The sequence below is a fragment of the Roseateles sp. genome (genome assembly GCF_052436255.1).
Classification (GTDB): domain Bacteria; phylum Pseudomonadota; class Gammaproteobacteria; order Burkholderiales; family Burkholderiaceae_C; genus Pelomonas.
Genome location: NZ_JBQVNP010000026.1, coordinates 16044 through 33856 on the forward strand (window position 1 = coordinate 16044; position 17813 = coordinate 33856).

Annotated in this window: 16 protein-coding genes; 7 read left to right on the forward strand and 9 right to left on the reverse strand. The window is 64.6% G+C overall.

Annotation, left to right across the window (positions count from 1 at the left end; translation table 11 throughout):
- Positions 1-5: 5 nt before the first annotated feature.
- On the reverse strand, positions 6-932 hold the full coding sequence (locus ACT6S0_RS08640) for an arabinan endo-1,5-alpha-L-arabinosidase (RefSeq protein ID WP_444763492.1): 927 nt from the start codon (positions 930-932) through the stop codon (positions 6-8).
- Positions 933-1066: 134 nt separating this feature from the next.
- On the reverse strand, positions 1067-2005 hold the full coding sequence (locus ACT6S0_RS08645; RefSeq protein ID WP_444763493.1) for a dihydrodipicolinate synthase family protein: 939 nt from the start codon (positions 2003-2005) through the stop codon (positions 1067-1069).
- Positions 2006-2227: 222 nt separating this feature from the next.
- Here ACT6S0_RS08645 and ACT6S0_RS08650 point away from each other — a divergent pair, with 222 nt between their 5' ends.
- Genes ACT6S0_RS08650 through ACT6S0_RS08665 form a run of 4 tightly spaced genes read left to right on the forward strand, consistent with a single transcriptional unit; the run spans position 2228 to position 5466 of the window.
- A complete protein-coding gene (locus ACT6S0_RS08650) occupies positions 2228-2992 on the forward strand; it encodes an SDR family NAD(P)-dependent oxidoreductase (protein WP_444763494.1) in 765 nt (254 codons plus the stop codon).
- Positions 2993-2994: 2 nt separating this feature from the next.
- Positions 2995-4065 carry an aldose epimerase family protein gene (locus ACT6S0_RS08655; RefSeq protein WP_444763520.1) on the forward strand — a complete coding sequence of 357 codons (1071 nt, stop codon included), beginning with the start codon at positions 2995-2997 and terminating at the stop codon, positions 4063-4065.
- 17 nt (positions 4066-4082) lie between these two features.
- The gene (locus ACT6S0_RS08660) at positions 4083-4553 is read left to right on the forward strand and encodes an acyl-CoA thioesterase (RefSeq protein WP_444763495.1); all 471 of its coding nucleotides are present in this window, start codon (positions 4083-4085) and stop codon (positions 4551-4553) included.
- A complete protein-coding gene (locus tag ACT6S0_RS08665; protein ID WP_444763496.1) occupies positions 4543-5466 on the forward strand; it encodes an SMP-30/gluconolactonase/LRE family protein in 924 nt (307 codons plus the stop codon). The genes ACT6S0_RS08660 and ACT6S0_RS08665 overlap by 11 nt, the downstream gene beginning before the upstream one ends.
- A gap of 6 nt (positions 5467-5472) precedes the next feature.
- On the opposite strand, the gene mnmE is transcribed toward ACT6S0_RS08665, so the two are convergent.
- The 5 genes from mnmE to rpmH all read right to left on the reverse strand — a co-directional run bounded on the left by mnmE (position 5473) and on the right by rpmH (position 9746).
- Positions 5473-6849: a tRNA uridine-5-carboxymethylaminomethyl(34) synthesis GTPase MnmE gene (gene mnmE / locus ACT6S0_RS08670; RefSeq protein WP_444763497.1), complete on the reverse strand. Its 1377-nt coding sequence runs from the start codon at positions 6847-6849 to the stop codon at positions 5473-5475.
- A gap of 197 nt (positions 6850-7046) precedes the next feature.
- On the reverse strand, positions 7047-8765 hold the full coding sequence (gene yidC, locus ACT6S0_RS08675; RefSeq protein ID WP_444763498.1) for a membrane protein insertase YidC: 1719 nt from the start codon (positions 8763-8765) through the stop codon (positions 7047-7049).
- Positions 8758-9084 carry a membrane protein insertion efficiency factor YidD gene (yidD, locus tag ACT6S0_RS08680; RefSeq protein ID WP_444763499.1) on the reverse strand — a complete coding sequence of 109 codons (327 nt, stop codon included), beginning with the start codon at positions 9082-9084 and terminating at the stop codon, positions 8758-8760. The genes yidC and yidD overlap by 8 nt, the downstream gene beginning before the upstream one ends.
- Positions 9081-9560: a ribonuclease P protein component gene (locus tag ACT6S0_RS08685; protein ID WP_444763500.1), complete on the reverse strand. Its 480-nt coding sequence runs from the start codon at positions 9558-9560 to the stop codon at positions 9081-9083. The genes yidD and ACT6S0_RS08685 overlap by 4 nt, the downstream gene beginning before the upstream one ends.
- A gap of 51 nt (positions 9561-9611) precedes the next feature.
- Positions 9612-9746 carry a 50S ribosomal protein L34 gene (rpmH, locus tag ACT6S0_RS08690; protein WP_054021782.1) on the reverse strand — a complete coding sequence of 45 codons (135 nt, stop codon included), beginning with the start codon at positions 9744-9746 and terminating at the stop codon, positions 9612-9614.
- Positions 9747-10030: 284 nt separating this feature from the next.
- Here rpmH and dnaA point away from each other — a divergent pair, with 284 nt between their 5' ends.
- From dnaA to gyrB, 3 genes are all read left to right on the forward strand, one after another.
- Complete coding sequence (dnaA, locus tag ACT6S0_RS08695) at positions 10031-11545, forward strand: chromosomal replication initiator protein DnaA (protein WP_444763501.1); 1515 nt, start codon at positions 10031-10033, stop codon at positions 11543-11545.
- A gap of 139 nt (positions 11546-11684) precedes the next feature.
- Positions 11685-12806, forward strand: coding sequence for a DNA polymerase III subunit beta (dnaN, locus tag ACT6S0_RS08700; protein ID WP_444763502.1), 1122 nt, complete (start codon positions 11685-11687; stop codon positions 12804-12806).
- A 111-nt stretch (positions 12807-12917) separates the two neighbouring features.
- Positions 12918-15467 carry a DNA topoisomerase (ATP-hydrolyzing) subunit B gene (gene gyrB / locus ACT6S0_RS08705; protein ID WP_444763503.1) on the forward strand — a complete coding sequence of 850 codons (2550 nt, stop codon included), beginning with the start codon at positions 12918-12920 and terminating at the stop codon, positions 15465-15467.
- Positions 15468-15707: 240 nt separating this feature from the next.
- Here the strand turns inward: gyrB and gapS4b are convergent, their stop codons facing one another.
- Together gapS4b and gapS4a are read right to left on the reverse strand one after the other, a co-directional pair.
- Entirely contained in the window at positions 15708-16874 is a 1167-nt protein-coding gene (gapS4b, locus tag ACT6S0_RS08710; RefSeq protein ID WP_444763504.1) for a GapS4b family protein, read from the reverse strand.
- Between the two features lies 1 nt (position 16875).
- On the reverse strand, positions 16876-17811 hold the full coding sequence (gene gapS4a / locus ACT6S0_RS08715) for a GapS4a family protein (RefSeq protein WP_444763505.1): 936 nt from the start codon (positions 17809-17811) through the stop codon (positions 16876-16878).
- Positions 17812-17813: the final 2 nt, after the last annotated feature.

Sequence of the window (17813 nt, forward strand, 5' to 3'; positions counted from 1 at the left end):
CCGGTTCATTCTTCTTGTGCGACCACGGGCCAGCCGTCGTCGGACCAGGCCAGGCGCTTGAGGCGCAGATGCGGCTTGCCGCCCCGCGTGGTGTCATAGGCATGGTGGACCAGCCAGTCGCCGATGACATCCTGGTGGCCAGGGCCCTTCCAGCGCGCACCGGTGGCCGCCAGCAGCGGGGTGCCGCCGGCGTCCATCAGGTCCTTGCCGTCGCGGTCGAGGTAGGGCCCGGTCACGCTTCGGGCGCGGCCCACACGGACGTTGTAGGTGCTGTCGGCGCCCTTGCAGCACAGGTCATACGAGGCGAACAGGTAGACCCAGTCGCCACGACGCACGATCGTCGGCGCCTCGATGGCCGGGCTGCGCGCGATGAAGCGCGTGCTGCCCGTCGGGCGCAGGGTCCTGGCATCCAGAGCCGTCAGCCGCAGGCCGCCCCAGAAGGAGCCGTAGCTCAGCCACGGCTGGCCGTCGCGGTCGACGAAAAGGTCGGGGTCGATGGCGTTGAAGTTGTCCGTCGCCACGCTTTGCACGATCAGGCCATCGTCCCGCCATTCGCTGGCGTCCGGCCCCTCGCTGCTGGCCAGGCCGATGGCCGAGCGGTTCTTGCCAAAGGTCGAGATCGAGTACAGCAGCCAGGTGCGGCCCTGGTGCTGGAAGACCTTGGGCGCCCAGACGTCGAGGTTCTTCTGCTCGGGCACGGCGTCACGCCACCAGGCGGGAGCCTCGCTGAAGACGGGCGCCAGCCGGCGCCAGGTCTTGCCCTGGTCGGTCGACGCCAGCCGCTGCAGGCCCCTGCCGGTCGTGAAGACGAACCAGCGCTCGCCCTGGATCAGCAGCGTCGGGTCATGCGCGCCCGTGTCGCCCTCGGTTTCCAGCGCGAAGGCCTGTCCGGCAAGGAGCCAGGCCAAAGACAGGATCATCAGCAGTCGCATTTCATGCTCCTTTTGGAGCGCCGCATTCCGGCGACGCAGGATGCCGGCCTTCGCGCGACTGCCGTGGATCCGGCTTTGCCGGGCCCACAGCGGCGCCCCCTTGAGGGGGCCGGCGCAGCCGGTCGGAGGGTGGGCTATTTGCTCCAGCGCAGGACGAGGGGGTCGAGGCGCTTGGCCGCGTCCAGCAGGCCGGCACGCACCTCAGGGGTCATCGCGGGGAAGGGATGGCGCGGCGCATCGCTGTTGATGACGCCGCCTTCCTTCATCAGCGCCTTGGCGGTCAGGATGCCGCCCTGGCGATTCTCGTAATTGATCAGCGGCAGCCAGCGGCCGTACTGGACGACGGCCTCTTCGCGATCGCCACGGTGGAAGGCGTCGAAGATCAGCCGGATGCCGTCGGGGAAGCCGCCGCCCGTCATCGCGCCGGTGGCGCCGGCGTCGAGGTCGGCCAGCAGCGTGATGGCTTCCTCGCCGTCCCAGGGGCCTTCGATGGCCGCGCCGCCGACGCGGATCAGCTCTCGCATCTTGCTGGCGGCCTGCGGCATCTCCAGCTTGAAGTACTTCACGTTGGCGATCGTTGAAGCCATGCGCGCCAGCAGCGGCACCGACAGCGGTGTGCCGGCCACCGGGGCGTCCTGGATCATGATCGGGATCGAGATCGCGTCGGACAGGCGCTGATAAAAGCTCTCGATCTGGCCTTCCGACACGCGGAAGGTGGCGCCGTGGTACGGCGGCATGACCATGACCATGGCCGCGCCCAGCGATTGCGCGAGCTGGCTGCGCTCGATGCAGATCTGCGTCGAGTAGTGCGTTGTCGTGACGATGACGGGCACGCGGCCGGCCACGTGTTCAAGAATGGCGCGGGTCAACGTCTCGCGCTCGGCGTCGGACAGCACGAACTGCTCGGAGAAGTTGGCCAGGATGCACAGGCCCGTGGAGCCGGCGTCGATCATGAAGTCGATGCAGCGCAGCTGGCCGGGGAGGTCCAGCGTGCCGTCGGCGTGGAAGATGGTCGGGACGACGGGGAACACGCCGCGGTAAGGTCGTGCGAATGGGGTGGCGGATGCGCTCATGGATGCGGTCCCTTGTCTCTGTGGGAAGTTGGATCAGGCACCGGCAGGCGGCGCACGGCCAGCTGTCATCGCCGGCATGGTGTTCATTAAAGTATGACTATTTATGATTGATCATCGGGGTTAACCCGAAATCCACCGCCTTTGCAAACAAAAAAGTATGACTAATAATGCCCGCATCGCCTGGCCCATGCAGCCGGGTCGCATGCTGCAGGAGACCGCCCGATGAGTTCTTACGCCCGCTACCCCAGCCTGCAGGACCGCAGCGTCCTGATCACCGGCGGGGCCACCGGCATCGGCGAAACCCTGGTGGAGGCCTTTGCGGAACAGGGCGCCAAGGTGGCCTTCATCGACCTGGCCGCCGAAGAAGGCGGCGCTTTGGCCGCCCGCCTGGCCGGTTCGCGCCATACGCCGCTTTTCATGGCGGCCGACCTGTCCAACGTCGAGGCCCTGCGCGGGGCAATAGCCGCACTGCGCGAACGCAGCGGCCCCTTCACGGTGCTGCTGAACAACGCCGCCAACGACAAGCGCCACGCTGTTGAAGACACCACGCCCGAGTTCTGGGACGCCAGCGTCGCCGTCAACATCAAGCACCAGTTCTTCACCGCCCAGGCCGTGCTGCCCGACATGAAGGCCGCCGGTGGCGGCAGCATCATCAACTTCGGCTCCATCAGCTGGATGCTCAAGCAGGGCGGCATGCCGGCGTACACCGCCAGCAAGGCCGCAGCGCAGGGCCTCACGCGCTGCCTGGCGCGCGACTTCGGTCCGCACGGGATCCGCGTCAACACGTTGGTACCGGGCTGGGTGATGACCGAGAAGCAGCTCAAGCTCTGGGTCACCGAAGAGACCAAGCAGGAGATCGCCAAGGGCCAGTGCATCAACGCGCCGCTGATGCCACGGCACATCGCCGCGATGGCGCTGTTCCTTGCGGCGGACGACAGCGCCATGTGCACGGCGCAGGACTTCATCGTCGACGGCGGTTGGGCGTGAGCATGGAATGCCGCGAGTACGGGCAGCTGCCCGATGGCCGCGCTGTCCACGAGTACACGCTGGGCAACGGCCTCGGCCTGAAGTTGACCGCCATCACGCTGGGCGGCATCGTCACCGGCCTTTGGGTGCCGGACAGGCAGGGCCAGGCAGGCAATGTCGTGCTCGGCTTCGACAACCTCGACGACTACGTCCACCGCAACCCATCCTTCGGCATCATCGTCGGCCGCTACGGCAACCGCATTGCCGGTGCCAGCTTCGAACTTGACGGCCAGACCCACACGCTCAGCTGCAACGACGGCCCCAACTGCCTGCATGGCGGCACCGAGGGCTTCGGCCACCGCCTGTGGACGGCCGCGCCCGTCGAGCCCCCGGATCGCCTGCCCGGCGAGGCCGAGGCGCTGATCTTCAACCTGACCAGCCCGCATGGCGAGCAAGGTTTCCCCGGCGAGCTGCAGGTCAGCGTGCGCTACTCGCTGAGCGCAACCGACAACAGTTGGCGCATCGACTACCTGGCCACGACCGACCGCGCCACTGTCGTCAATCTGACCCATCACGACTACTTCAACCTCGCCGGCGATGGCAGCGTGCTGCGCCACCGGCTGACGATTCCGGCGTCGCGCTACAGCGAGGTCGACGCCCACCTGATCCCGCAGCGTCATGCGTCGGTGGCGGGCACGCCGTTCGACTTCCGCGCGCCCAGTGCCATCGTCACGCGCATCCGCAAGGCCCACCCGCAACTGCTGCTCGCCAAAGGCTATGACCACAACTGGCTGCTCGACGGCGATCTCGATGCCGACGGCCTGCGCCCAGCCGCGACGCTGGAAGACCCGCATTCCGGGCGTCGCATGGACGTGCTGACGAGCGAGCCCGCCATCCAGTTCTATTCCGGCAACTTCCTCGACGCCAGCCTGGCGGGCCCCGGCGGGCGCATCTATCGTCAAGGCGACGGCCTGTGCCTGGAGACCCAGCACAACCCCGACTCGCCGCACCACGAAGCCAGCGACGACTGGCCCAGCACCGTGCTGAGGCCGGGCCAGGTGTTCCGCAGCACCACAATCCACCGCTTCTCGTGAACCGCTGAAGCATCGCCATGGACCTGCCCGCCCACCAGCTGACGATGACGGTGCTGATGACACCGGACACCGCGAATTTCGCCGGCAACGTCCACGGCGGCAACATCCTCAAGCTGCTCGACCAGGTGGCTTACGCATGCGCCAGCCGCTACGCCGGCCGCTATGTCGTCACGCTGTCGGTCGACCGCGTCATCTTCCGCCAGGCCATCCACGTCGGCGAGCTGGTCACCTTCCTGGCCAGCATCAACATGACCGGCACCTCGTCGATGGAAGTCGGCATCAAGGTCGTGGCCGAGAACATCCGCACGCAGGCAACCCGCCACGTCAACAGCTGCTACTTCACGATGGTGGCCGTGGGCGACGACAACAAACCCGTGGCCGTCCCGCCGCTGCGGCCTTTCACCCCGGACGAACGCCGCCGCCACGCCGCGGCCCTCGCCCGCAAGCAGGCGCGCGCCAGCCTGGAAACCTCGCCCGATGCCCACTGAACACCCATTCGTCCTCGCCGTCGCCCAGGCCCACGGTCTCGGTGAAGGCCTGCAATGGCATGCGCCCAGCGGCCGCTGGTGGTGGACCGACATCGAAGGGGCCTGCATCTATGCCTGGACGCCCGGCGCCGGCGCCGGCGCCACGCTGCAGGTGCGCCTGCCCGAGCGTGTTGGCTGCTTCGTTCACGCGCGCTCCGGCGCCATCGTGCTGGCGATGGCCAAGCGGCTTGCACGCCTGACGCTGCCCGACCTGCAGGCCACCGGCAGCATCGCCGGCGAACCCGAAACCATCGCGCCGCTGGAAGCCCAGCTGCCCACCACGCGCGCCAATGACGGCCGCTGCGACCGCAGCGGCGCCTTCGTCTTCGGCACGTTGGACGAGGCCGAGCCGCGCCAGCCCATCGGCAGCTTCTACCAATACACCCTGGCGAGGGGCCTGCGCCGCCTGCCGCTCGACGGTGTGGCCATCGCCAACAGCATCTGCTTCAGCCCCAACGGCCAGCGCATGTACTACTGCGACACGCCGAGCCGCCGCATCTTGGTCTGCGACTACGACTCGGCCAGCGCCCGCGTCAGCGAGCCGCGGGTGTTCGTGAAGAAGGACGCGCAGGACGGCTATCCCGACGGCTCCTGCGTTGATGCCAAGGGCTGCCTGTGGAACGCCGAATGGGGTGCAGGGACGGTGGCGCGCTACGCACCCGACGGCCGGCAACTGGGCCGCTATTCGGTCCCCGTCAGCAACACCACCTGCCCGGCCCTTGGCGGGCCTGCCGGCGACCAGCTCATGGTCAGCACCGCGCGCGAGGGCCTCAGCACGGCCGACCTGATGGCCCGGCCGCTGTCCGGCAGCCTGTTCGGCATGGCCGTCGAGCCTGGGCTCTACCTGGCCGAGGTGCTGTTCAACGACGCCTGATCGGCGTCATTTGCCAATGCAAAAGCTGCTGAAGATGACACCCAGCAGCTCGTCGGCGGAGAAGGCGCCGGTGATCTCGCCGAGGGCGTCGTGCGCCAGGCGCAGCTCCTCGGCCAGCAGGTCCAGCGCCGCATCGCGCTGAGCGGCGACCTCGCGTGCCAGCGCCAGGTGCTCGGCCGTGCGGGCCAGTGCCTGCACATGCCGCTCGCGGGCGATGAAGAGGCCTTCCGGCACGGCCTGCCAGCCGGCCGTCCGCAGCAGGCGCTGGCGCAGTGCTTCGAGCCCGGCCCCCGTCTTCAGGCTCAGCGCAATTTCGCCCTCGGGCGCGGCGGCGAGGTCGGCCTTGTTGAAGACCTGCACGATGCGGCTCGCATCGACGCCGGTCAGCCGCGCGCGGATGCGCTCGTCCTCGGTCTCGTAGTCCGCCTGGCCGACGCGGCCCAGGTCGTGCAGGAAGAGCAGCACGTCGGCATCGGCGATGGCATCCCAGCTGCGTGACACGCCGATGCGCTCGACCTCGTCGGCGGTCGCGTCGCGCAGGCCGGCCGTGTCGGTGATGTGCAGCGGCACGCCTTCGATCTGGATGGTCTGGCTGACCTTGTCGCGCGTCGTGCCGGGGATGGGTGTGACGATGGCCAGTTCGGCGCCGGCCAGCGCGTTCAGCAGCGAGCTTTTTCCGACGTTGGGCTGGCCGGCGAGCACGACCTTGAGTCCGTCGCGCAGCAGCGCGCCCTGGCGCGTGCGCGCCTGCACGGCGCCCAATTGCGCCGTCAGCCGATCCAGCCGGCCGAAGGCATCGGCCTTCTCCAGGAAGTCGATCTCTTCTTCCGGGAAGTCCAGCGTCGCCTCGACCAGCATGCGCAGCTGGATCAGCTGGTCGCGCAGCACACCGACCTCGTGCGACAGCGCGCCGCCGAGTGCGCGGCTGGCGCTGCGCGCGGCCGCTTCGGTGCTGGCGTCGATGAGGTCGGCGACGGCCTCGGCCTGGGCCAGGTCGAGCTTGCCATTCAGGAAGGCGCGCTGCGTGAACTCGCCCGGCTCGGCCAGCCGCACGCCGCTGCCGGCTTGGATCACGCGTGCCAGCAGCAGCTGCATGACGACAGCCCCGCCGTGGGCCTGGAGTTCCAGCACGTGTTCACCGGTATAGGAATGCGGGGCCGGGAAGTGCAGCGCCAGGCCCTGGTCTATTGAGCTGCCGCTTGCGTCTCGGAACGGCAGGTAGGTGGCCTCACGTGGTTTGAGCGTGCGGCCACAGACGGCTTCGATGATCGGTGCCAGGTCTTGCGGCGACGACACGCGCACGATGCCGACGGCGCCGCGCCCGGGCGCGGTGGCGATGGCGGCAATCGGGTCGCCATGTCGGGTCAGTGAGCGGGCGAGCATGGTGCGATTGTCGCGGCCCGAAAAGAAACAGCCGCTCGATGAGCGGCTGTGTCGGGCATTGGCGCGGGGGAGGCCAGTTTCGGTCGCTCTCGTGAGCCCCGTCCAGGCCGGTGTTCTCTGCCCCGCGAAGCCATTGAACTGCTAACCGCAGGCAGAAAGTAGCCCCCGGCTGCGGGGGCTGTGCAGATTCACGTGACTCAGTTCACGCCCATTTGCTTGTTGATCATCCACTGCTGAGCGATGGACAGGATGTTGTTCGTCAGCCAGTACAGCACCAGGCCGGCCGGGAAGACGAAGAACATGACGCCGAAGGCCACGGGCATGATCCACATCATCTTCTGCTGCATGGGGTCGGCGGCCGGCGGGTTGAGCCAGACCTGGAACAGGCTGGTCGCCATCATCAGCAGCGGCAGGATGAAGTAGGGGTCCCGCACGGACAGGTCGGTGATCCACAGAATCCACGGCGCCTGGCGCATCTCGACGGTGGACAGCAGCACCCAGTACAGCGCCATGAAGATGGGCATCTGCGCAAAGATGGGCAGGCAGCCGCCGATGGGGTTGACCTTCTCCTCGCGGTAGATCTTCATCATCTCCTGCTGCATTTCCTGCGGCTTGTCCTTGTAGCGCTCCTTGAGTTCGGCGACGCGGGGCGCGACGGCCTTCATCTTGGCCATGGACTTGTAGGCGCTGGCATTCAGCCAGTACAGCGCGATCTTCAGCAGCACGACGAGGGCGACGATGGTCCAGCCCCAGTTGCCGATGAAGCCGTGCAGCTTGTCGAGCAGCCAGAACAGCGGCTCGGCCAGGATGGTCAGCACACCGTAGTCCTTGACGCGCTCCAGGCCGGGGGCGAGCTTGGCGAGGTTGTTCTCCTCCTGCGGACCGGCGAAGAGCGTGGCCTGCTGCGTCGTGCTGGCGCCGGGCGCCAGCGTGGGCAGCGTGAAGACCATGCCAGTGGCATAGGTGTCGCCGCGCACGCCGGCCTGGCCGGGCAGCTTGCGCACGAAGAACTCGCGGCTGGCCTGCTCGTTGACGAGCCAGGCGCTGGCGAAGTAGTGCTGGATCATCGACACCCAGCCGTCGGTCGCCTGCTTCTCGATGTCGACCTTGTTCTTGTCGATGTCCTCGAAGGTGACGGTCTGGAACTTGGCCTTGTCGCTGTAGACGGCGGGGCCGGTGAAGCTGGGCGTGAAGGCCGCTCCGCCGGTCACGGTGCTGCCATCGCGCACCAGTTGCAGGTAGACCTGCGGCGTGACGGCAGCGCTGCCGGCGTTGATGACCTCGTGCGTGACGCCGATCGCGTAGGCGCCGCGCTTGAAGGTGTAGGTCTTGATCAGCTTGACGCCACCCACCTCGGGTGACTCCAGGCGCAGCTTGACCTCGTCAGCGCCGGCCTCCAGCTCGCGCGGGCCTTCAACGGCCGTCATTGGCGTGTTGTGCGTCGGCAGCGGCGCCGGGCCGCCCACCAGACCGGTCTGGGCGCGGTACTGCTGGCCCGCGTTGAACAGCACGACCGGCTGCGGCTTGAACTCGGGCTTCTTCTGCAGTCCGATCATCTGCAGCAGCTGGTCGGTGACGTCGGGGTCGTAGGACGTCAGGTACTTGGGCAGCTCGGCACGGACGATGTCGCCGCCAAGCGTGTCGACCGTGACGGTCAGCACGTCGGTGCTGATGGTGATCTTCTCGGACGGCGCTGCTGCGGCGGGCGCGGGCGCGGTGCCGGTCGCCTGTCCCGCACCGACGATGGCGGAGGGCACGCCGCCGGACGCGGGCGTGCCCGGCGCCGTCGACACGGCCTTGGGCGGCGCGGGGCTGAACATCGAGGGTTGCCCGTTGTGCTTCTGCCAGCCGTCCCAGAGCAGGACGAGGGACATGGTGAACACCACCCACAGCACGGTGCGGCGAATATCAGTCATTGGGAGACTCGGACGAGGAAGAGGACGCGCAGGTGCGCGCCAGGGAGGGACAGATGAGGCGCGAAAACAGCCGCGGCGCATTGTCAAGCACGCGGTCAGGCACGGGGTCGTGCCCGCCGGCGCACAGCGGGTGGCAGCGCAGGATGCGATGCACGGTCAGGTAGCTGCCGGCCAGCGCACCGTGCTTTTCAAGCGCGGCGAGCGAATAGCGCGAACAGGTGGGCTCGAAGCGGCAGGCGTTGCCCAGCCAGGGGCTGAGCAGGAGACGGTAGCCGCGCACGACGGCCATCAGCACGCGGGCGGGCCAGCTCGGCCTCATGCTGGCGCTCCGGCTTTCGGCGCGGCAGGGGCCAACGCGCGGTCCAGCAACTGGGCCAGCTCGGCACGTGCGGCCTGGCGCAGCGCATCGGATGCGGCGCTCGGGAACTTCTGGCGGTCAAACGGCGAACGCAAGCGGACGACCCACAAACCCGGTGGCATGCCGGGGCGCTCGGCAAATGCGGCGCGGATCTGGCGCTTCAAGAGTGCCCGCGTCACCGAGCGCTTGGCGTGCCGCTTGGGCACGACGATGCCCACCCAGCAGTCGCGGGGCGGGCTCTGTTCCACAACATTGTGGGCAGCTTGTGTGTCGCCTGTTGATAACTCGGCCTGGGCTGTGCGTAACTTTGCAGCTGCCCAGGGCTTCGGCGCCGGGTTGGCCGAGAGATGATGCAGCGCGAAGTGGACGCTGCGCGAGCGGCTCGGGCGGGCAAGAACCCGCTCGAAGTCCACCGGGCGTTGGATGCGACCGATCATCGGGAGCCCGGATGCGGGCGACGCGGGAGCGCCGCCTTGTGCGACAAGACCTTAGACGGCCAGGCGCTTGCGGCCCTTGGCGCGGCGAGCGGCGATGACCGCACGGCCACCGCGCGTCTTCATGCGCACGAGGAAGCCATGGGTGCGGGCGCGGCGGGTCTTGGAGGCTTGGTAGGTACGCTTCATGGGGAACCCCTTTTGAGGCTTTTGAGGGTTTGTTCGGTCCGGGCACAGCGGTTGGCACCCGGGCAGGAAATGCCCGAAGCATGTCGGGCAAGAAAAGCGCACGGCGATAAATCGCAGTGCGCGAAAACCCGGCATTACAGCAGATGCCGCAACACCGGTCAATAAGTCACCCGTCTCAAGCCGGGTTTGCCAGGGATTGACCCCCGTCCGAATTCTGTGGATAACCCGTCCTTCGGTGGCCTCCGGTCCGTACAATCCGGCCGCTCGAAAAGAAGTTTTCCACAATGAGCCAAGAAGAACAGAGGGTGGATGGGGTGCAGGTTTTGAAGGTGGGCGAACAGAGCGTCGGTTCGGCGGATTGGGCAACGGAGCTGTGGCGTCGTGGGTGCGAGCGCCTGGCCACCGAGCTGCCCGAGCAGCAGTTCAATACCTGGATCCGCCCCCTGCCGCCGGCCACGCTGGCCGGCGAAGGCGCCCCTGAAACCGCCCTGGTCGCAACGCTGAAGGTGCCCAACCACTTCAAGCGCGACTGGATCCGCCGCCAGTACGCGGCCCGCATCGAGGCCATCCTGACCGAACTGGCCGGTCGGCCGACTCGGCTGGAGCTGTCGCTGACGGCGCGCGAGCCGTCCGGCGCGCCCGTCGCCACGCCTGCATCGGCCCCAGGTGCCGCACCGTCGCCGCAGGCATCGGGGCAGCCGGAGTCCGGCGCCGCCCAGCGGCCCACCGCCACCACGGCCAGCACCATGATGCTGCCCTCGCAGGCGCCTGCCTCGGCCAAGCACCGCATCAACCCGCTGCTGACCTTCGACACGCTGGTGCCGGGGCGCGCCAACCAGATGGCACGCACCGCCGCCCTGCACGTGGCCGGCGCGCCGGGCATCACCTACAACCCGCTGTTCATCTACGGCGGCGTCGGCCTGGGCAAGACTCACCTGATCCATGCTGTCGGCAACGCGCTGCTGAAGGACCGCCCGGACGCCCGCGTGCTCTACCTGCACGCCGAGCAGTTCATCTCCGACGTCGTCAAGAACTACCAGCGCAAGACCTTCGACGAGCTCAAGGCCAAGTACCACTCGCTGGACCTGCTGCTCATCGACGACGTGCAGTTCTTCGCCGGCAAGGACCGCACGCAGGAAGAGTTCTTCAACGCCTTCGAGGCGCTGCTGGCCAAGAAGGCGCACATCATCATGACGTCGGACACCTACCCCAAGGGGCTGGTGGACATCGACGAGCGCCTGACGTCCCGCTTCGACGCCGGCCTGACCGTCGCCATCGAGCCGCCCGAGCTGGAGATGCGCGTGGCCATCCTGATCAAGAAGGCCGAGGCCGAGGGCACGCCGATGCCCGAGGACGTCGCCTTCTTTGTCGCCAAGAACGTGCGTGCCAATGTGCGCGAGCTGGAGGGTGCGCTGCGCAAGGTGCTGGCCTATGCCAAGTTCTCGCACAAGGAAATCAGCATCACGCTGGCCCGCGAGGCGCTCAAGGACCTGCTGTCCATCCAGAACCGCCAGATCGGCGTGGAGAACATCCAAAAGACGGTGGCCGACTTCTACAAGATCAAGGTCGCCGACATGTACTCCAAGAAGCGTCCGGCCAGCATTGCCCGGCCGCGCCAGATCGCGATGTACCTGGCCAAGGAGCTGACGCAAAAGAGCCTGCCCGAGATCGGCGAACTCTTCGGTGGCCGCGACCACACGACCGTGCTGCACGCGGTGCGCAAGATCGGCGGCGAGCGTCAGAAGAACACCGAGCTGAACCAGCAGCTGCACGTGCTGGAGCAGACCTTGAAGGGCTGAGGCGGATTGCCGCTTCGGGTTGACCCGCAGGACCCGCCAAACCGGCGGGGCACCGTTTCCGGGCGACAATCGCAGCTTCACGCGCGCGCGCGTTTTTGGGCTTGACCCCAGCTGAAATCTCTCCCTCCAAGAGGTCCTCATGATCGTTTTGAAAGCTCCCCAGGATCAGGTGCTCGGCGCGCTGCAAGCAGTGGCCGGCATCGTCGAGCGGCGCCATACGCTGCCCATCCTGGCCAATGTGTTGATCCGCAAGACCGGCAACCAGGTGGAGCTGACGACCAGCGACCTCGAGATCCAGGTACGCACCACGGTGCAGTTCGACGGCGACGCCGGCAACCTGTCCACCACCGTCGGCGCGCGCAAGCTCATCGACATCCTGCGCTCCATGCCGAGCGACCAGGTCGTCAGCCTGACGAGCAACGCCAACAAGATGACGCTGCAGGGTGGCAAGAGTCGCTTCACACTGCAGACCCTGCCGTCCGACGATTTCCCGCTGGTGCAGGAGGCTGCCGACTTCGGCCCCGCGTTCAGCGTGCCGCAGAAGGCGCTCAAGGGCCTGATCAACCAGGTTCACTTCGCGATGGCGGTGCATGACATCCGCTACTACCTCAATGGCATCCTGTTCGTCGCCGAAGGCAAGAACCTGACGCTCGTCGCCACCGACGGCCACCGCCTGGCCCTGGCCCAGGCCGAGCTGGACACCGATATCCCCAAGCAGGAAGTCATCCTGCCGCGCAAGACGGTCCTGGAGCTGCAACGCCTGCTCAAGGACGGCAAGGGTGAAGACGAGAACGCTGCCATCGAGATGCGCTTCGCCGGCAACCAGGCCAAGTTCAGCTTCGGCGGCATGGAGTTCGTCACCAAGCTCGTCGAGGGCAAGTTCCCCGACTACAACCGCGTCATTCCCAAGAACCACAAGTTCCGCCTGACGCTCGGCCGCGCGCCGCTGCTGTCCAGCCTGCAGCGCGCCGCCATCCTGACCAGCGAGAAGTTCAAGGCCGTGCGCCTGAGCTTCGAGCCCGGCCTGCTGTCCATCGCGTCCAGCAACGCCGAGCAGGAGGAGGCCAAGGAAGAGATCGAGATCGACTACGCCGGCGACAGGATCGAGACCGGCTTCAACGTCACCTATCTGATGGACGCCCTGGCCAACATGAGCCAGGACATGGTCTGCATCGACCTCAACGACAGCGCCAGCAGCGCGCTGTTGACCATCCCCGATACCACCGGCTTCAAGTACGTCGTGATGCCTATGCGGATCTGACGATCCGCATAGGCATTGCATGCCTGAACGGTCTGCACCCCCCAGCCCCCCGCCGAGCGGGGGGCTCTAGTTTGAGTTTGGAGGGCCGCTCCGCGGCCTTGAGAGTGCCCCATGAGTGATGTTTCCAGCAGCGCCGACCACCCCGATGGCCTGAACGCCAACCAACAGGCGGCCGCAGCGGCCGAGGCCAAATCGGGCGCGGTCTACGACGCCAACTCCATCCAGATCCTGGAAGGCCTGGAAGCCGTGCGCAAGCGCCCGGGGATGTACATCGGCGACACCTCCGACGGCACCGGCCTGCACCACCTCGTCTTCGAGGTGGTGGACAACTCCATCGACGAGGCCCTGGCCGGCCACTGCGACGACATCGTCGTCACCATCCATACCGACAACTCCATCTCAGTCATCGACAACGGCCGCGGCATCCCCACCGGCGTGAAGATGGATGACAAGCACGAGCCCAAGCGCTCGGCTGCCGAGATCGCGCTGACCGAGCTGCATGCCGGCGGCAAGTTCAACCAGAACAGCTACAAGGTCTCCGGCGGCCTGCACGGTGTGGGCGTGAGCTGCGTGAACGGCCTGTCCAAGTTCCTGCGCCTGACGGTGCGCCAGAACGGCAAGGTGCACTTCATGGAGTTCGCCCAGGGCATCCCGCAGGACCGTGAGATCGTCATGGTGGGCGGCGTCGAGACCAGCCCGATGAAGATCACCGGCGAGACCGACAAGCGCGGCACCGAAGTCCACTTCCTGCCCGACACCGAGATCTTCAAAGAGAACAACGACTACCACTACGACATCCTCGCCAAGCGCCTGCGCGAGCTCTCGTTCCTGAACAACGGCGTCAAGATCCGCCTGGTCGACGAGCGCAACAACAAGGAAGACAACTTCGCCTATGTCGGTGGCGTCAAGGGCTTCGTCGAGTTCATCAACAAGGGCAAGACCACGCTGCACCCGAACATCTTCCACGCCATCGGCGACAAGATGAGCGACCAGCAGACCAACATCGGCGTCGAAGTCGCCATGCAGTGGAACGACGGCTTCAACGAGAACGTCCTCTGCTTCACCAACAACATCCCGCAGCGCGACGGCGGCACCCATCTCACCGGCCTGCGCGCCGCGATGACCCGCGTCATCAACAAGTACATCGAGGACAACGAGCTGGCCAAGAAGGCCAAGGTCGAAGTTGCCGGCGACGACATGCGCGAAGGCCTGGCCTGCGTCGTCAGCGTCAAGGTGCCCGAGCCCAAGTTCAGCTCGCAGACCAAGGACAAGCTGGTCAGCTCGGAAGTGCGCGGCCCGGTGGAAGACATCGTCTCGCGCCTGCTGACCGACTACCTGCTCGAGAACCCCGCCGACGCCAAGATCATCTGCGGCAAGATCCTCGACGCCGCTCGCGCCCGCGAGGCTGCGCGCAAGGCCCGCGAGATGACGCGCCGCAAGGGCGTTCTCGACGGCCTGGGCCTGCCCGGCAAGCTCGCCGACTGCCAGGAGAAAGATCCGGCGCTGTGCGAGATCTACATCGTCGAGGGCGACTCCGCCGGCGGCTCGGCCAAGCAGGGGAGAGATCGCAAGTTCCAGGCCATCCTGCCGCTGCGCGGCAAGATCCTCAACGTCGAGAAGGCGCGCTACGAGAAGCTGCTGACCAGCAATGAAATCATCACGCTGATCACCGCGTTAGGCACCGGCATCGGCCGCGGCGCCGGCAGCGACGACTTCAACCCCGACAAGCTCCGCTACCACCGCATCATCATCATGACCGACGCGGACGTCGACGGCGCCCACATCCGCACCCTGCTGCTGACCTTCTTCTATCGCCAGATGCCCGAGCTCTGCGAGCGCGGCCACATCTACATCGCCCAGCCGCCGCTCTACAAGGTCAAGGTCGGCAAGCACGAGCAATACCTGAAAGACGCGCCCGAGCTCGACAGCTTCCTGCTCAAGGTCGCGCTGCAGGATGCGAGCCTGGACACCGGCACGGGCAACACCTTGAAGGGCGACACCCTCGACACGCTGGCCCGCAAGTACGTGGCCGCCCAGTCGGTCATCACCCGCCTGTCCAACTGGATGGACATCGAGGCCCTGCACGTGCTGGCCAACGGCCTGGCCCTCAAGCTCGATACCCGCGAGGAAGCCGACGCCAGCGCCGCCAGCCTGAAGGGCCTGCTGCACGATGCGCTGGTGACGGTCGAGACCGACCCGCGCACCGACAAGTTCTTCCTGAAGATCGCCCGCACCCACCACGGCAACGTGCGCGCCAGCGTCATCCACGCCGACTTCGTCCACGGCGCCGACTACGAGGTGCTGGCCGACGCGGGCCTGAGCTTCCAGGGCCTCATCCAGCCTGGCGCCATCGTGCGCAAGGGCGAGGGCGAGAAGGCCAAGGAAGCCAAGGTCGAAGACTTCCGCGCCGCCATGGCCTGGCTGATGAGCCAGGCCGAAGGGGCCGTCGGCCGTCAGCGCTACAAGGGCCTGGGCGAGATGAACCCCAGCCAGCTCTGGGAAACGACCATGGACCCCACCGTGCGCCGCCTGCTGCGCGTGCAGATCGACGACGCCATCGAGGCGGACAAGGTCTTCACCATGCTGATGGGCGACGAGGTCGAGCCGCGGCGCGACTTCATCGAGAGCAATGCGCTGAGGGCGGGGAATATCGACGTTTGATTCGATTGCTGTCGGGTGCCACAGAAAGTGGAATCTTTGCCAAGTAAGTGAAAACTTTTTGCCGCAGATAGTGGAACGGTCCGCTGGACCTTGTAAAGCGAACGCCCGGACTTACCGGGCGTTTTTTATTGCACTAGGAAATCTTTGAAGCCAGCGACCTACTTCTTCGTCTCGCGAAAATGAATTCGGACGCAGGCGTAATGGTGATTTCTTCGGGGCTACCGAACAGTGGACTGGCTTTCAAGCCGTGGACATACTCGCTGCTGATGCAGGCGTCGACTGTGACCGTTCCGCAATGGCTTGATTGAACTTCTGTTCGATAACTGATCTCAGCCCATTCTGTACTTCGGAGGAAATTAGCCTCTTTGCGTCGGCATTCGGGGAGTCTTTGAAAGACCAGCGTGCTACTTCGAATATCAATTCGGAGCTTGGTGACACTATTCGAGTTCCACTGAAGGAAAAGGTGACGCGACACTCCCCTTCGTTGGCTGCGACCTTAAATGGGAAAGTCACGTCCATCCGTAGGATGTAATAGTGTTTGTAATATTTTTCGTCACTGATGAGAAAAATATCGTTAAGCCGCTCGCCGTCGACATTGAATTTCCTCACCGTTTGCTTCATCCAAGAAATCTGCGGATCATCTGGCAGTGCAGGGCCATTTGAATCAAGGCAAATTTCAATATCGTTTACGCCCCCTGGCGAAAGGCAGCCGGCGTGTCCTGCGGTTAGTCGCTTGAAATAGCGGACTCGCTCTTCGTTAGTCAATGCTCCGAAGGTAACGGTAAGCGGCTCATCTTCCTTCACTAAATTCTGTCCATGCAGCAGCTTTGCGACGCGAGCTGCAATCTTCTTATTGACCTGCTCTGTCTCCTTTGAAGAGTGCGTCGAGGTGAATTCGAGCTTCAATGCTCCACCTTGGCGCTCAATGGTGACCTGAGCATCGAAACTAAGCTCTCGTTGAATCCAATCCTTACTGTAGTCTTGTCGTACTACTTGGTATGGAATGGAAATCTTGTCGCCATCGACGACGATCTGTGGATTGGTTACGAAATCCACCCCGGACATTGAGCCCAAGATGTCAAATGAATCATCGAAAAGGTCTTTCTTCAGCGGGGTGATCCAGTCGGACTCCTTTGCAACAAGGTCCAACCCAGCCACTTTCACCTTAGGGAGAGATTCCCGATTAACACCGCTTTCGATAAGGCGAGTAAAGTTGTCTGGCGTTAAGAGTGTGGCCGAAAGCAAAGGCACCGTGATTGACTTGTCAGAATTGCCGACAAATATGCCCTTTTCCTTCAATGATGCGTAGATGTCGCCATAGGTGACATGATCGCTTCCTAAAAGAATACGGAGATCCGAACCGGAAACGATAGTGGACTTCAGATCAATCGCTTGCGCCGCACTCATGTCAACCCCCATTCAGCAGAGTAAGGAAGGAACGATTGAACGAGAAAGGTTCAATCTTCTCTTGCCGATCTGAAAAGGCTAGGCGCGCCATATCTGCCTGACTCTTGTCGGTGGCAGCGTTGTAATCGGGCATGCCGATCTTGATGTTGGTAACCAGGCTTGTGCAGAACCGAAGCGCGTAAGCCATTAGCTTTTTGTACGCATCCGCGCTGAACGGTTGGTTCGCATACAAGATCATCTCTTTCTTGTCACCGTCGTCGACGACGATGGGAAATACATCTGATGCGATTAGCTCTAGTGGCAGGAAAGATCCGGTTCGTGGTTCATCCACTGTTGTAACGGTTCCAATTAGCGGATAGAAGAAGCTCCATGGCTTACCCTTCTGCTTGATATCGTCCATTACCTTCCAAAGAAATCCCGCCCGTCCTCCGTCAATGAGGTAAACCGGTATATCAGAATCTTGCTCAAGTCGAATCTTTGACAAAACAGGCTTAATATCTCTGTCAATGTCCGAATCGTCATTGTGGACCCAAATGAGCAATCCCGAGTGAGAAAGATGTTTTCGCGCCTTGAATGTTGATGCCACCTGCGATATTTCTTCGCTGTACTTAGCGCACTCAATAATCTCGTGAATCTCCGCAAGATGCTCTTTGAATTCCTTTTTCAGGGTCGCTTCCGACGACGGATACGCGCCTAGTTTATTCTTCACTGATACATGGACGATATCTGTCCGAGTGTCGTGAAAGGGATTGTTATAGATAAAGATCTGATCTTCGCCGTGGCTCGTCTTTTGGTTGCCAGCGGCATTCTTATGCGAGGGGGTATTGCATTTGATTGGTATGTTTCGAAGGCCATTCCCCCATCCAATCCGATCCAAGATGCCGCTGGCAATCTTCTCCCCATTCTCGCCCGAGCTTTTTGATTTCTCCCCTGCCATTT